Here is a 15,711-nt window from a genome sequence, read left to right on the forward strand (position 1 = left end):
TTGGCAAAACCTATGTAGCCGGCAGGGAGTTCTCTCCCTGCCATTCACTTTAATTCATACCAGCCATGTGGAAATATACACTCATATCATTTTCATTTATGCTGCTGGAAGCCACGGCAATGGCCCAGGCAGGAGCCGGTATGAAAATAGGTAACAACGACAAGCACTATAAAGATAGCCTGCGCAGGGCCGGATATCCCTACCGCTTCCCCATCCTGGGAAGCAAGGTGGTGGAAAAAGGGTTTAGCATCCAATACCCGGTAGGCGCCATGCTCAATTTTATGGGCGGGCAACAGGAAGTGAATATCACCGACCTGAAGGTGGGCTTCAACGATGTGGAGCCGGTACCGCTCGACTTTATACAGTTTGGCGATGTAAAAGCCCATATGCAAAGCGCCACCACCAGGGTGGATCTCTGGATCCTGCCATTCGTGGACCTCTATGGGATTTTGGGATTGGTCCAGGCAAAAACCAATGTAAATATTAATGCCCCTTTCCAGTTTTCCAGCGAAGCCGATTTCAAGGGATATACAATGGGACTCGGAACTACACTGGCCGGTGGCTATCATGGTATTATCACCATCACAGATCTTAATTACACCTGGTCGCATCTCGACAAGCTGGATGATGTGGTAAAAACTTTCATGGTCACCCCGAGGGTCGGGTATAATTTTCAGTTCCCGGAAAAGCCCGGAAAATCAGTGGCAGTATGGGTAGGCACCACCGGCTTCTTTGTAAATAAAGGTACCAGTGGATCTATTGATCTGGCAGATCTCAAACCCACGATGGACCCCGCGCAGGCACAAAAGATCATTGACGAAACAGAACAATGGTACAAGGATTTACCCCGCGCTCAACAGGTGGTGGTAAAACGCATCGCCCAGGCCGTGCAGAACAAAATGAATAATCTTCCGGATGATATCACGATCAATTATTCCCTGAAGAAAAATCCTGTTTCTAACTGGAGCCTGGTGGTGGGCGCACAATACCAGTTCAATAAACGGTGGCAGGTTAGAACGGAAGCGGGGTTTCTGGGTGGGCGAAAGTCGCTTTTATTATCAGGAAACTACAGGTGGCGCTGGTGAGATGGATCGGTATCATATTATTGCTGACGGGCCTGCTGCCTGTTGTCGTATATGCGCAGACGTTACACCCCGGAGAAAGTGATGTGATTGAATTTATGGATGGAGATCAGATCCGGGGTAAGGTAAAAAAAATCCAGCGTGGTGAACTGATATTGGACCCGGATAAGCTGGAAGACATGGTAACGATTAAACTGAGAAATATAAAATCAATTACCGCCCGCAGAAAATTATACCGGATAGAGAGTGTGGCGAACATCAAATACCTGGGCATCCTGGAACCCGGACGTGGCCCCGGATGGGTAAAGCTCATAGAAGACCACGATACTACGGAACTGTTCATTGAAGACCTGGATAATATCGAAAACATGGATGATGATTTCTGGAAACGGCTCGATGGATCCGCCAGTCTTGGTTTTTCGTACTCCCGTTCCAGTAATATAGGCCGTGTGAATGAAAGCCACAATATGACCTACAGCACAAAGAACTGGTTGTTTTTAACATCGGGAGACCTGATGTATACAATCGACAATGAGTTTAAAGGAATAGAAAAAGCAGATCTGGCAGTGCAGGCATATATCGAATTCTGGAAGCGATGGTTTGCGGTGACCTCTGTTCAGTTCCAGCGCAGTACGGAATTAGGGTTGAGCGCACGTATGCAGCTGGCAGAGGGCGCGGGGCCCATACTCATTAAAAGCAGGAAAAACGACCTGAGAGCGGCTACAGGATTTTCCATCCAGAAGGAATACAGCACAGACAGTATCAACGCCGGCCGTGCCGTGTCTGCCGAAATTCCGCTGTTCGTGAACTACTACCTGTACAAGCTGGGCACTCCCTATCTCACTATGCAGGCCACGAATTCACTGTTTTTTAGCTTGTCGCAGAAAGGCCGCTGGCGCGTGGACCAGAGCATTACACTGTACTGGAAAATTGTAACGCACCTGAACCTGAACGTGCAGTTTTATTTCGATTACGATAGTAAACCACCGGATGTAAGCGCACAGAAAGTGGATTTTGGAACGGTGTTCAGCATAGGATATTCATGGTAATATTTAACTCATCTCAAATGAAAGGTAATAAACTAATGGTACTATGCAGCATGCTGCTTACACCTGTCTTACTAAAGGCACAGCAGGCGCCTTTACCCGGCGCAGGTCTGTCGCAGGAGGAAATTGCGAAATCCAATAATCCCCTGGCGGAGCTGAATCAGATCAGTTTCCACGATTTTATCACCATGCACCAGCGGGGCACTACGGAGGTATCCAACACCATGAACCTGAGAGGAGTAATGGTGGCAGGCCGGCAGATTATCCGTGCCACAGTTCCGTTTACTACGCTGCCGGCAGATAATAAGATGGGCTATAATTCAGGCCTCGGTGATATCCAGATCTTTGACGCGATCCGCTTTTCTAAAAACGGCGCCTCCACAGATCTGGCAATAGGGCCGATGATCGTATTTCCCACCGGCAGCAACGATTATCTAGGCACCGGTAAATGGCAGGCAGGTGGCGCGTTTGTCGCCATACATCATATCCCCGGCGGACATGTACTCGGTTCACTGGTTACCTACCAGCACTCGTTTGCAGGGCAGTCCGATCGCGAGGAAGTAAGTGTACTGGCCTTTCAGCCAACGATGACTTTCAACATAGCAGCGGGATTGTATGCCCGTAGCGCCGGCGCCATATGGACGTTTGATTTTGAGAACCAACGCACCCTGATCCCATTTGGCCTTGGCGCAGGTAAAGTGTTCAAGGCAAACAATATGATGGTAAACATTTTTGTTGAACCACAACTCACCGTATACAGCGAAGGCGCCGGTCAGCCTGCATACCAGGTGTTTTTTGGATTGAACCTGCAGTGGGCAAAAAAAGCTAAATGATTCTTTTACAACCTCACATAAACTGAATATTATGAAAAAAACACTCCTCTATTCTGCCTTTGCACTATTGATGCTGGCCGCCTGCGGACCCACGTTGAAGGTAACTTCAGACGTGAATAAACAAGCCAGTTTTACCGGGTACAAAACTTTTGCCCTCTATAACCCCGCCGGTCAGAGAAGCCCCATCAGCGAATTAAACAGGGACCGTATCAACAATGGCGTGATCGCCGCTATGGTGGCAAAGGGCTATACACAATCTGATACCACCAGCGCTGATCTGCTGGTAAATCCAATCACCATTGCCAAACAAGGCCAAAACGTAACGGCTAATACCGATTATTATGGCTACGGTGGTTTCTACAGACCTTACTACTGGGGTGGCGGCATGGGCATGGGTTCCAGCAACACCACCTTCTCGGTAGATAAATACATCGACGGTTCCCTCATCATTGACGTGATAGACCGCGAAAAAAGATCCCTGTTATGGCAAGGCGTAGGCAATAGCCAGATCGATGGTCCGATCAAAGATCCGGATACAAAGATCCCTGCCGCCGTAACAAAGATCATGGCGAGCTTCCCGGCAAAAATGTAGTAGCATTTTAGATACAGCAATAAATTAACTGTTATGTTGACAACCCACATGAGAACATGTTGGTGTTTATCTGTCGCATGGTTCTTTTCCCTCCATCTGTCGGCCCGGGAGGGCGCTTGCCCTCCTGGAACGACGGTGCCGTAAAGAAGTGAGTATTGTCTTTTTGTTATCTGTTAAAGAGATGTACAATGATGATTAAAAAAAGGTATTTGCCGTTATTGATAATAGCTGTGTCCTGCAACCAGCAACAACCGCAGCAGCAGGCCGCGGACAAAACAGGACAAGCTGTTTGCTGCGCCGTTCCCTCAAGGTATGCTACCGCCGCTGATAAGAAGGATCCCGGCAACATGGTGTGGATTGCTGGTGGACAATTTATGATGGGCACCGATGAAAAAGATGCATACGACCAGGAAAGACCCGCACATCCCGTTAAGGTAGAGGGCTTCTGGATAGATAAAACGGAAGTCACCAACGAAGAATTCAAAGCGTTTACCGACGCTACCAAATATATCACCGTAGCCGAACGGAAACCCCTATGGGAAGATATCAGCAAACAATTGCCCCCCGGAACGCCTAAACCCGACGACGACTTGCTGGTGCCCGGCGCACTGGTATTTGTGGCCCCGGATCACCCGGTAAACACCGGCGATATTTCCAACTGGTGGAAATGGGTGGCCGGCGCCGACTGGAAACACCCGGAAGGTCCGGGCAGTAACCTCGAGGGCCGCTGGAAACACCCCGTAGTACAAATTGCCTGGGAAGATGCCAACGCCTACGCTAAATGGGCCGGCAAACGCCTGCCCACGGAAGCAGAATGGGAATACGCCGCAAGAGGCGGACAGGCAGAAAAACGCTATGCCTGGGGAAATGATTTTAAACCCGGCGGCCGGTATATGGCCAATACCTACCAGGGGCATTTCCCGGATAAGAACCTGGGAGAAGATGGATTTAAAGGAACCGCGCCGGTAGCCAGTTTTCCCGCCAATCCCTACGGACTGTTTGACATGACCGGCAACGTATGGGAGTGGACCGCCGACTGGTACGACGCTTCCTTCTATAAAAAAATGAATGTCCACGCCGTACAGGTCGACCCGCAAGGCCCGGCCGGCACTTACGACCCGGAAGACCAGTACGCCATAAAAAGAGTGACCAAAGGCGGCTCCTTTCTATGCGCCAATGATTACTGCGTAAACTACCGCCCCAGCGCGAGAAGAGGTACTTCCTTTGACTCCGGCGCCTCGCATATCGGCTTCCGCTGCGTGAAAGATAAAGACAACGGGAAAGAGAAAACTATATTGGTGCAGAATAAATAATACTAAAATACCCATCATGAAAAATGTATTAAGTGGCCTGCTAATGGGCCTGGTCATATTTTCCTGCAACTCTCAGAAAAACACTGCGCCGGCATCGGACAACAAGCAGGATAATGTGGCCATCAGCGATCCGGATACAGCTGCTGTATACGTAGACAAGGATATTCCCGCCAGAAAATCCATCAATACCCTGTTTGATAAAATGGACTACCAACAAGCAGTACAGTGCTACCTGTGGGGACTACCCATCGTTGCTTTTGCGGAATGGCAACATGTGCATTATGATGTATTCGGGGCAAACAGCAACGACCTCGTATTTTATAATACCTATGAAGATAAACTGGGTATCTTAACAGCAAATGCTACCACACCATATATCATGGATTTTATAGACCTGGCCGGAAATGGTCCCACCGTTATTGAAATGCCCCAAGGTCATACAGCCGGTGGATTAGCCGATTTCTGGCAACGCGAACAGGCGGTCATTGGTGAAATGGGCCCTGACAAGGGAAAGGGTGGTAAATATGTTTTAGTGCCACCCGGACAAAAAGATTTTAAAGCCCCCGGATTTTTTATCGTTCCCTGTAATACCATGAATGTGTTCTTTGGTTTCCGGGCACTCGACCCCGATCCCCAAAAGGCAGAAGCATTGGTACACGCCGTTAAAATATATCCTTATGCTCAACGAGCAAACCCTACACCGACAAAAGTAGTAAGCCCCTCCGGTAAAAAATATTTTGGCGGACAACCGGATGGATTGGCCTACTGGGAACGGCTACACGCTATCATCCAGGAAGAACCGGTAGAGGAACGCGACCGCTTTTTTATGGCCTGGCTGGATAACCTGGGTGTAAAGAAGGGTAAACCATTTGCCCCCACAGAAAGGCAAAAAACAATATTGATCGCTGCGGCAGAAAGAGGAAAACAAATGGCCATGGTAAATTCATTTGCAAAACGTTTCGATAGTGTGTATCACTGGCCAGACCGGAAATGGGATTATGTGATGATCATCGGCGACCCCTCCCAGCGCGCAGCCAGTTATGATGAGTTCTTCCAGCGTACTTCCTATTTTTTTGAAGCCGTTACCTACTCAAAAGCGATGATCACCAAAATAGCCAATGTTGGGCAGGCTTACCTCGGCGCCTATGAAGATAAAGATGGCGAATGGCTGCTCGGTGACCTTAACTATACATTGCATGTACCCGCTAACCCGCCGGCAGTAAACTTCTGGTCGCTCACCGTGTATGATTCCAATACCCGCTGCCTGATAGATAACCCCCAACGAAATGCAGACCTCTCGTCCAGGAAAGACCTGATCAAAAATAACGACGGCTCGGTAGACCTCTATTTTGGTCCAAAAGCGCCGGAAGGAAAAGAAAAGAATTGGGTACAAACCTTACCCGGTAAACACTGGTTTGCCTATATGCGCTTTTATGGCCCAACCGCCGCATATTTCGATAAGAGCTGGAAGATGGAGGATATTACAAGAGTGAAAAAGTAAATAACACCTCAGGTATATAAAACAAAAAAGCTCCGTCATAACAACGGAGCTTCTGTAAGCTATTTCCCCACCGGTAAAATTGATTTCTTTACATCAATTACATACGTATCTGTCCACCGGTCGTGCCACGGATGACACCAGCCGCCAAACGCACTGAAAGCATTAAACGGAACTGCACGGCTCAACCCCCTCAGAAAAGCGGTTTTAGCCGATATTTCACTCCCATCTTCATTTACTGCACGGGTGCCCGTGATAAGTTTGCCGAGCGATTTTCCCTTAAATACTGCTTCTATCACACCCATATAAAAGCCATATGCCACCATGGCCAGCAACCTGTCGAGATAGTCCATCCCGGGCGAATCCGCAAAATCCAGCAGATCCGGATAGGCAATCGTAATAGGTATTATTACCACTATCAGGACAATATAAAAGCTGACCAGGTCTATGATGTAATTCGCCAGGCGCCGGCCATGACCAGCCATTTCAAGCGTGGCCTCATCCGTAAAGATGGATTCTTGTGTTTGTAATTCCATAGGTTAAAAGGATTTTAAAGTAAATTATAAAATAATCAGGTGGTTTTTATTTTTCCCCGGAAAAAAAGTCACTTTATCTAAATCATTGTCCCGTTCATTTTCAGGCAAACACTTATCAAAGAAATAACTTTGCAGGAAATTACAACCACGTAAGGAATGCGGAAACAAATGATAACGGTACTGCTAATGATGATCTGGTTTTGCCAGCTATCAGGCCGTTATGTGGTGATGCTCGGGTTTTATGTAAACCAGGAGTACATCGCGAAAAATTTGTGTATTAACCGCAATCAACCACAACTGCATTGTAACGGTAAATGCCACCTGGCAAAACAACTCCGCGAGGAAGACCGGAAAGAACACGAAAGCCCCTGGAGTAAAACAGATAACAGGAGCGAAATATTTTATGCCTGTCTTCCTGATAATAATATTTTGAAACCAGCATTCACTACTGTAAGTACCAGTTACCCGGTATGTGATAATATGGGCGCTCCTGTTGACCAGCCCGCATCCGTTTTCCGCCCGCCCATCGCCCCGGTTTCGCATATGCTTTAAAGGTCTGCAGCCCATGCAGACAGGGCCTTCTATTGCCCGGATCATTCATTCTTATTTCTTTATAACACCATTTAACATGTACCGTATCAGGCAAATTATACTCACCATCCTGGTGATCAGCAGCGGCATCACCGCCTGCAAAAAAGACGACACCACCCCGGCAGCTAATGAAACCACGAAAGCGACACTATCTATTCAGTTTGATAACATCGCAGGCGATAAAAACCTCCAGTTGAATACCGGTACTTATGTGAATGCGGCAGGAGAATCTTTTAAAGTAGACCGCCTGAAATATTTTATCACCAATATCAAAGTGAGGAATGCCGGCGGACAGGAATACACCGTTCCTAAAGACAGCAGCTATTTCCTGGTATCAGAATCAGACCCCGCCTCGCAGTTTGTAAAAGTGCGCGTGCCGGAAGGTGAATATACTTCCCTCAGCTTCATCCTGGGTGTGGACAGCCTCAGCAGCGTAATGGACGTAAGCAAACGCACCGGCGTGCTGGACCCTGCCGGCGGAATGGACGACGGTATGTACTGGGGCTGGAATATGGGCTACATCTTCTTTAAAATGGAAGGCACCTCAGACGCCGCTCCAACAGACCCCAGCGGGCAACACAAATTCCGTTACCATATCGGTGGCTTCGGCGGATACAGCGCACCTACCTTAAACAATAACAGGACCATTACCATCAATCTCACTGCCGGCGGCACCGCAAAGGTCAGGCAGGGCAGGGAAGCAAATATCCACCTGATGGCAGATGTGCTGAAAATGTTCAATGGCGCTACCACCGTTAGCATCTTATCCAATCCCACCGTGATGTTTGGCGACTTCAGCGCAAAAATAGCGGATAACTACAGCCATATGTTCCACCACGATCATACGGAAAATTAAAACTAACGGTCATGGCTAAACTTAGTTGGCGTATCCTGCTGGTACTCCTTTTGTCTGCATGCGGTAAAAATGATGAATTAAAAGATCCGGCCAATACATTTACCGGCTTTCAGCAGCCCGCGGGATTCCCCGCGCCGGTGTATAAGCTGGTCAGTAATCCCATTACAAAAGAAGGATTCGAACTGGGACGCAAGCTGTTCTATGAGCCGAGGCTTTCCCGCAACAATACCATTTCATGCGGCAGCTGCCACATACAAACCGCCGCCTTTACGCATCATGGGCATGATGTAAGTCATGGTATCGACGACCGGCTCGGCAGCCGCAATTCACCACCCATCATGAACCTGGCATGGAATACCACTTTCATGTGGGACGGCGGCGTTTTCGACCTCGACCTGCAACCGGTAGCACCCATCACCAACTTCGTGGAAATGGATGAAACAATGGGCAATGTGCTGGATAAACTACGTCAAACAACGCCCTACCCGGCACTGTTTAAAAAAGTATTCGGCACAGAAGAAATAACTACCGCGCGGATGATGAAAGCACTGTCGCAATTCATGGTAATGGTGGTCAGCGATCAATCGAAATACGACAGCGTAACCCGTAAGCAGGCCACGTTTACACCGGCAGAACAGCAGGGCTATACCGTGTTTCAGCAAAAATGTAACAGCTGCCACCAGGAACCGCTGTTCACGGATCATTCCTTCCGGAACAATGGCATCGGCACGGGTCCAAACAACGATGAAGGCCGGTACCCGATCACACTAAACCCGGCGGACAAGTATAAGTTTAAAGTGCCCAGCCTGCGTAACCTCGCTTACACCGCTCCTTATATGCACGATGGCCGCTTTTATACACTTCAGGGCGTATTAAATCATTATGCAGCGGAAGTGGAGGACGGCCCAACGCTCGATCCGCTGCTGAAAATGAACGCGAAACCCGGCATCACACTCAGCGCAGCAGAGCAGCAATTACTGCTGGTATTCCTCAACACGCTGAACGACCGGAATTTTGTTAAAGACAAACGGTTCTCAGAAGAATCGCAATAAAATGATACGACAGATGAAAAAAATACTATTGCTGCTGCTGATGATCACCACCGGTTGCTACGAAGCCAGGGCCTGTGATATCTGCGGCTGCGGGGTAGGAAGCTACTACATCGGCCTGCTGCCGGATTTTAAAAAGAAGTTTATCGGTATCCGCTACCAGTACAAAACGCTGCGTTCCCACCTGGGTCCCGGTGGCGCCACATCCTATCTTACTACCAACGAAACCTACCAGACAGCGGAACTCTGGGGCGGATGGAACATCGGCAAACGTTTCCGGGTGCTGGGGTTTATACCGGTCAACTTCAACAGCCGCGAAAACCAGGGCGTCACCATGCATAAATCCGGTATCGGAGATATAGCGGTGGTTGGCTATTACCAGCTGCTGGATAAACAGCATACTACCCGTGGCGGCAAACTGCTGGTGCAATCGTTATGGATAGGAGGGGGCATTAAAGTACCTACGGGGAAATATGAGCCAACTGAACATAAGGAAAATGAAGATACGCCCAATAATTTCCAGCTGGGCACCGCCAGCACCGACTTTACCTTAAATGCCATGTACGATGTGCGGCTAATGGACTTCGGGGTAAATACCAACGTGAGTTACAAAATCAATAGCTATAATAAATACGATTACCAGTATGGGAATAAATTCACCGCAAACATACTGGCCTATTATAAAATAAGGGCAGCGGAGAAAGTTACGCTGGCGCCCAATGCAGGGATACTGTATGAAACCGCCGAAAAAGATACGGAAGGAAAAAAGTATGCCGTGGATATTTCGGGCGGACATTCACTGCTGACCACATTGGGTGTGGAAGCCACCATGGGCGTTGTTTCCATAGGTGGAAATTTCCAACCCGTTATTTCACAACAGCTGGCTGATACCCGGATTAAAGCAGGCAACCGCGTAATGGTGCATGTTACTTATTTGTTTTAGTACCCATCTTATAACTATATCCCACGCGGATTACCTGTGTTTCCAGGTAATCCGTGCCGGTGTAGTGGAAACCATTGCCTTCCACCGTTCTGCGGATGCGCAGGGTATTGGCTATATCTGTGGCATTCACAAAAAACTCGTTGTTGCCAATATTCTTTTTTACACCAAGGTCAACTGAAAAACGGGAATATATTTTTCCCTGCGGGATGATATCAGGGGCGAGATAGATCGCTGTCAGCTGTATTTCCACCAGCCGTGGCAGCTGGAACATTGCATTGAATTTAATGTTGCCGGAAAACATTTCCTGCCGCGATGAGGAATAGGTGTTCTCCACCGGGTATTTATTCACCACGGTAAAAGCAGCAATGATGTTCTGGTATCCGTTTAGCAATAGGTTGAAATTTATCCACCGGCTGATCTGCTGCGCCAGGTTGATTTCAATACCGGTGTTATAGCTTTTTCCCGCATTCTGGAATATGTTATAGATCAGTGTGCTGTTACTAACGGTGCTGCCTATGCGTGTAATAGTGGCATCCATCCGTTTGTGATAAAGTGCAGGGTGCAGGTAGCCATTGCGCCAGCTGGTTTTATAGCCCAGTTCAAATGTATTGGTAAACTGCGGCCTCAGCTCAGGATTGCCCACCTTTATAATTTCAGCGTCGTCATACTTTGGAAAGATACGGATGTCTACTTCATTCGGACGGTCTACCCGCCGGTTATAAAAAAAAGATAATTTATGCTGATCATTGATAAGATAAGATAGCCGCACATTTGGAAACGGTTGTATATAGTGGTATCCATCGCTTTTATAGGTACGGTGTTCAGGATTCACATCATACTGCAGGTCAACATACTCCACCCGCATACCCGCTTCTATTTCGAGGTTTCTGTTTTCAAATACAAACATACCGTAGGCGGCGGGTATGATTTCGCCGTAGTTGGCCCAGCCGCCGGCAGTGGTGTCGAGAGGAGACTGGATACCCGGTTTGAATTGCATATTGGTAGGAATATAACGCCGCCGGAATTTAATCCCTCCTTCAAAACGGCCATACTTTAACGGATGCACATAATCGGCATTCAGATCAGCCACATGCTCATCAGACAGGAGTTTAAAAGAATCCAACCCGGTATAGGCAGGCATGATGTTCGTGAAAAAATACTTTTCATCTTCCCGGTGAAAAGTATAATTCAGTTGCACGTTCAACGTACGCCCCGGTTGTTTGAAGGCATGTTGCCAGCCGGCAGAAAAGGTAGCCGTGGTTTTCAGCTCGTCTTCGAGGAATTGCCACAGCCGTTTCCTTTCGCTGAGATCCGTGGCAAAGAAGGGCTCATCACCCCGGTCAAGGATCTTTTCACTGCTGAATAAACCGGATATACTGATTGTATTGTTTTCATCTGGTTGCCAGTCCATACCAGCTTTGCCGGTAGTAATATTGGTGGTCCGGTTTCTTTTCAGCTGCTGCAAAGTATTATCGCCGTGATCATATATTCTTTCGGTAAACTCGTTTTTGTTAAGGGTTTTGGTATAGAGATGATCACCCTGCAGATAAAGGTTTACTTTGTTTTTCCGGTAGTTCAGTGATAGCGAAGGGTTTATTTTGGGCGTTGCGGTGTACTGTGGGCGTATACCCGGAAGATTACCTTTCTTTTCCCATAGGGCGCCCAGGCCGGTAGTAAGACCTATCTTTCCATTAATACCTTCTTTTTTTTCTTTTTTGTAGATGATATTAATGATGCCGGCATTACCGTTGGCATCGTACTTCGCGGAAGGGTTATTGATGATCTCAATTTTTTCGATGGCGGAGGCGGGGATATTATCCAGGCCGGCCTGCCCGCCTATGCCGGTGAGTGCGGTTTGTTTACCGTCGATGAGTATCATTACTTTATCGCTGCCGCGCAGCAGCACTTTGCCATCCTGGCCGGCAGTAACGCCGGGGAGGTTTTTCATCGCCTCCAGCGCAGAACCGCCGGCCTGGCTGATATTGGAAGATAACAGGAATGTTTTTTTATCCATCTTATCCGTTACCGCATCCTGCTTCCCGGTAACAGTTACTTCATTGATATGCGTTACGCCGGCAACCAATTCTATATTGCCGGCATCCAGGAATTGGCTGAGGTGTCCTACCAGCAATGGTTGCCAGCGGGTAGTATAACCCATATAGGAGATCTTCAGCAGGTATTGTCCGCTTGCCAGTGGCCCCATGCGGAAGCTGCCTGTTTCGCTGGTAATAACCCCGGTTACAAAAGAAGAATCGGCTGTTTTGTGTAAGGTTACATTCACAAATGGCAACACGGCTTTACTGTTAGCATCTTTTACCGTTCCGGAAACCGTTACGTCTTTCTCCTGTGCCTGTGTCACAACGCCAGGTAATACCAGTAAGAGAAAATAGATCAATCGTTTCATCCTTGCATACTTTATGATGGCAAAGATGAAATACGATTTGGCAGGAATTTAGAATTTATGCCCATGCCACAGTAAAAATATGAAAGCCGTTTTCAAAACGGTAGCTTTCCTGCCAGCCATGCAGGCGGCATACCTGGCGCACAATGGCCAGCCCTAGCCCGGTGCCGGTGCTGTTGGGAGAGGAGGTGCCAAAACGCCTGAAAAGGATCTTTTCCTCTAACGGAGCTGCACCCATATTGGAAAACTCTAGTTGGCGCTCCGTCAGTGTCATCATCACAGTATCGCCCAGGTTGCTGTGCCGCACGGCGTTCATGATAAGATTCGTCAGCATAATTTCCACCAACACTTTATTCCCTGATAATACCACACCTGGCGTAATGTGCCTGATCACCTGCAGTTGCTTGTCCTCCAGGAAATCCTCCAGTAATGAAATATGATTTTCCAGCAGCGCCGACAGGTTGATGGCTTCTTTCCCGGAAAACTGGCTGTTTTCAATTTTAGCCAGTAGTAAAAGGTTTTTATTGATCCGTGTTACCTTAGATAACGACTGATGTGCCTCGTTAATAAGCTCAGACTGTTCATCCGTTATCGGCTTGCTCTGGTATAAAAGGTCCAGCTTAAATTTTACGATAGACAATGGCGTTTGCAATTCATGCGACGCATTTTGTGTAAACTCCTTTTGTTGTTTGTATACTGCAATATTGCCCGCAATCAGTTTTTCCAGGTGATGGTTAAGCGTTTCAAATTCTTCAATGCCGGTTTTCTCAAATTGAATGGCGTATTGTTTGTGAAGGTCAAACGACTGAATCTTTTGCAGGCTGTTGTAAAAAGGCCGCCACAGTTTTTCCGATATTTTCCGGCTGATAAAAATAAGACCGCCCAGCAGGATGAGGAAAAAGAGGAATGTCACACCCGCAATGGCAATAATGGTTTCATGGGATTCCTCCATATTGGCTTCCTGGGTGAGCCGGAATACTTTTCCGTTGATAGTAAAATAAGTAACAAGCCCCTGGAACCTGTCCCAGCCCTTTGCAGGTATATATTTATTTTTCCGGTAGATGTTATAGGTGGAATCCGGCCGTACTGCTGCAGCGGGTTGCAATTGTGTTTCCGGCCGTAGTTTGTTCCACAGCGTCACACTTTCGGTAAGTTCTTCATTGGTGAGGGAAAGCGCCTGTAAGTTTTGCCGGGTGGTTTCACTCTCAATCCGGTTATGTTCTTTTAATTCATGTTCCCAGATAAAGTCGATGATGGCGTAATACGCGGGAATACTGCATGCCAGTACAATCCCGGCATATAACACAAATGCCTTCATCGATTTGTTAAGCAGCTTATTCATATCTCCCATTTATAACCGGTTCCATAAATTGTTTTCAGATAATTATCACAACCTGCTTCACTAAGTTTTCTTTTCAGGTTTTTGATATGTGCATACACGAAATTATGGTCGTCCAGCATGTCTGCAATATCCCCTGAAAGATGCTCTGCCAGCGCATTTTTTGAAAGCACCCTGTTCTGATTGCCGAGGAAATACATCAGCAGATCAAACTCTTTCCGGGTAAGGAATACCTCCTGCTGATGCACCTGTACTTTTTTTGCGAGCAGGTCCAGCTTTAGTTCGTTCTGTTCAATAATATTGCTGTTCTGAAATTTTCTTCTGCGAATCACGGAATAGATCCGGGCGCTTAGCTCCGAAAGATGGAATGGTTTAGCCAGATAATCGTCTGCGCCTGTCTGCAACCCTTTTATTTTATCATCAATGGCATCTCTGGCAGAAATAATAATAACACCGGTATCTTTATTTTCTTCTTTTATTTGTTCCAGTAGTTTGATGCCATTTCCTCCGGGCAACATCAGGTCAAGTAATATGCATTCATATTCATAAAGGTGGATCTTCTCATACGCCTGCTGGTAGCTCTTCGCATGTTCACACAGGTAATGCTCACCCGATAAATAACGGATAATGCTGTCTGCCAGTTGTTGCTCGTCTTCAATGAGGAGTACTTTCATCTTTCAAAAGTAGGGGCGAATTTTGAATAAATTTGAAATTTGAAAGGAGTACTACACTTCCCACCTGTAACCGGTGCCGTAAATAGTTTTAAGATAATGACCGCACCCGGCCTCCGTTAGTTTCTTTTTCAGATTTTTGATGTGGGCGTAAATGAAATTGTGGTCGTCAAGCATACCGGCAATATCGCCTGAAAGATGCTCCGCCAGCGCATTTTTAGAGATAACCTTATTTTTGTTGCTGATAAAATAGAGTAGCAGGTCAAACTCTTTTTTTGTGAGGGTTACAGGTGCATTATTAATGAGCACTGTTTTAGCCAGCAGGTTAATGGTGAGTTCATTTTGCCGGATAATATTATTGTTATTAAATTTTCTTCTTCTGATAACGGAAAAAATCCTGGCCGATAGCTCCGGTAAATGAAACGGTTTTGCCAGGTAATCATCTGCCCCGGTTTTTAATCCCTGTATTTTATCTTCGTAGGAGTCTTTCGCAGAAATGATGATAATGCCCTCGTCTTTCTCCCGTTTTTTTATTTCTTCCAGCAGCCTGATACCATCGCCGCCGGGTAACATCAAGTCCAGCAGGATACATTCATAGTCAAACATCTCTATTTTTGCCAATGCCTGCTGATAGGTACCTGCATATTCACATACGTAATTTTCACCTGATAAATAAGAGATAATGCTTTGTGCCAGCTGTATCTCGTCTTCTATAATCAGTAATTTCATGGCACTAAATTAAACTTCAATTCTGAATTAATTCTGAATTTACCCGTTGGCGGTATGGGACTAGCGTCACATAGTCATCCTGGGCGTCTTTCTTAATATGTTGTATAACAGCTACTTGTGTATTGTTTGGTACTTTGTTTATCTTTTAGGGAGATGGATAACGGCGGTATCACCGCATTTAGAGGGGTTAATCACGGTGTACAAGGGCCATCGAACTTTTCCCGATCCGTCT

At 47.0% G+C, this 15,711-nt stretch carries 15 protein-coding genes; 10 read left to right on the top strand and 5 right to left on the bottom strand.

Going from position 1 to position 15,711, the window contains the following annotated elements:
* Positions 1–65 precede the first annotated feature (65 nt).
* The 6 genes from AB6805_RS28675 (at position 66) to AB6805_RS28700 (ending at position 6,367) form a co-directional block, all read left to right on the top strand.
* Complete coding sequence (locus AB6805_RS28675) at positions 66–1,085, top strand: hypothetical protein (protein WP_370912866.1); 1,020 nt, start codon at positions 66–68, stop codon at positions 1,083–1,085.
* Positions 1,082–2,131 (top strand): DUF481 domain-containing protein, encoded by a 1,050-nt coding sequence (locus AB6805_RS28680; RefSeq protein WP_370912867.1) that lies wholly within the window; start codon positions 1,082–1,084, stop codon positions 2,129–2,131. The genes AB6805_RS28675 and AB6805_RS28680 overlap by 4 nt, the downstream gene beginning before the upstream one ends.
* Before the next feature lie 17 nt (positions 2,132–2,148).
* Complete coding sequence (locus AB6805_RS28685) at positions 2,149–2,961, top strand: hypothetical protein (RefSeq protein ID WP_370912868.1); 813 nt, start codon at positions 2,149–2,151, stop codon at positions 2,959–2,961.
* Positions 2,962–2,992: 31 nt separating this feature from the next.
* A complete protein-coding gene (locus AB6805_RS28690; protein ID WP_370912869.1) occupies positions 2,993–3,553 on the top strand; it encodes a DUF4136 domain-containing protein in 561 nt (186 codons plus the stop codon).
* A 209-nt stretch (positions 3,554–3,762) separates the two neighbouring features.
* The gene (locus AB6805_RS28695) at positions 3,763–4,866 is read left to right on the top strand and encodes a formylglycine-generating enzyme family protein (protein WP_370912870.1); all 1,104 of its coding nucleotides are present in this window, start codon (positions 3,763–3,765) and stop codon (positions 4,864–4,866) included.
* A gap of 16 nt (positions 4,867–4,882) precedes the next feature.
* Positions 4,883–6,367: a DUF1254 domain-containing protein gene (locus AB6805_RS28700; RefSeq protein ID WP_370912871.1), complete on the top strand. Its 1,485-nt coding sequence runs from the start codon at positions 4,883–4,885 to the stop codon at positions 6,365–6,367.
* Between the two features lie 59 nt (positions 6,368–6,426).
* Here AB6805_RS28700 and AB6805_RS28705 read toward each other — a convergent pair whose 3' ends face one another.
* Positions 6,427–6,900 carry an RDD family protein gene (locus tag AB6805_RS28705; RefSeq protein ID WP_370912872.1) on the bottom strand — a complete coding sequence of 158 codons (474 nt, stop codon included), beginning with the start codon at positions 6,898–6,900 and terminating at the stop codon, positions 6,427–6,429.
* 186 nt (positions 6,901–7,086) lie between these two features.
* Here AB6805_RS28705 and AB6805_RS28710 point away from each other — a divergent pair, with 186 nt between their 5' ends.
* The 4 genes from AB6805_RS28710 to AB6805_RS28725 are packed head-to-tail and all read left to right on the top strand — an operon-like array spanning position 7,087 to position 10,339.
* Positions 7,087–7,452: a hypothetical protein gene (locus AB6805_RS28710; protein ID WP_370912873.1), complete on the top strand. Its 366-nt coding sequence runs from the start codon at positions 7,087–7,089 to the stop codon at positions 7,450–7,452.
* Positions 7,453–7,465: 13 nt separating this feature from the next.
* Positions 7,466–8,347: an MbnP family protein gene (locus AB6805_RS28715; RefSeq protein ID WP_370912874.1), complete on the top strand. Its 882-nt coding sequence runs from the start codon at positions 7,466–7,468 to the stop codon at positions 8,345–8,347.
* A gap of 11 nt (positions 8,348–8,358) precedes the next feature.
* Entirely contained in the window at positions 8,359–9,399 is a 1,041-nt protein-coding gene (locus tag AB6805_RS28720) for a cytochrome-c peroxidase (protein WP_370912875.1), read from the top strand.
* A 13-nt stretch (positions 9,400–9,412) separates the two neighbouring features.
* Positions 9,413–10,339, top strand: coding sequence for a transporter (locus tag AB6805_RS28725; protein ID WP_370912876.1), 927 nt, complete (start codon positions 9,413–9,415; stop codon positions 10,337–10,339).
* On the opposite strand, the gene AB6805_RS28730 is transcribed toward AB6805_RS28725, so the two are convergent.
* Genes AB6805_RS28730 through AB6805_RS28745 form a run of 4 tightly spaced genes read right to left on the bottom strand, consistent with a single transcriptional unit; the run spans position 10,323 to position 15,479 of the window.
* The gene (locus AB6805_RS28730; RefSeq protein WP_370912877.1) at positions 10,323–12,743 is read right to left on the bottom strand and encodes a TonB-dependent receptor domain-containing protein; all 2,421 of its coding nucleotides are present in this window, start codon (positions 12,741–12,743) and stop codon (positions 10,323–10,325) included. The two genes, AB6805_RS28725 and AB6805_RS28730, sit on opposite strands and share 17 nt — an antisense overlap.
* 55 nt (positions 12,744–12,798) lie before the next feature.
* Positions 12,799–14,082: a sensor histidine kinase gene (locus AB6805_RS28735; RefSeq protein WP_370912878.1), complete on the bottom strand. Its 1,284-nt coding sequence runs from the start codon at positions 14,080–14,082 to the stop codon at positions 12,799–12,801.
* Positions 14,079–14,753, bottom strand: a complete 675-nt coding sequence (locus AB6805_RS28740; RefSeq protein ID WP_370912879.1) for a response regulator transcription factor — start codon at positions 14,751–14,753, stop codon at positions 14,079–14,081. The genes AB6805_RS28735 and AB6805_RS28740 overlap by 4 nt, the downstream gene beginning before the upstream one ends.
* A gap of 51 nt (positions 14,754–14,804) precedes the next feature.
* Complete coding sequence (locus AB6805_RS28745; RefSeq protein WP_370912880.1) at positions 14,805–15,479, bottom strand: response regulator transcription factor; 675 nt, start codon at positions 15,477–15,479, stop codon at positions 14,805–14,807.
* Positions 15,480–15,711: the final 232 nt, after the last annotated feature.

Origin of the sequence: Chitinophaga sp. RCC_12 (assembly GCF_041360695.1) — a bacterium.
Taxonomy (GTDB): domain Bacteria; phylum Bacteroidota; class Bacteroidia; order Chitinophagales; family Chitinophagaceae; genus Chitinophaga.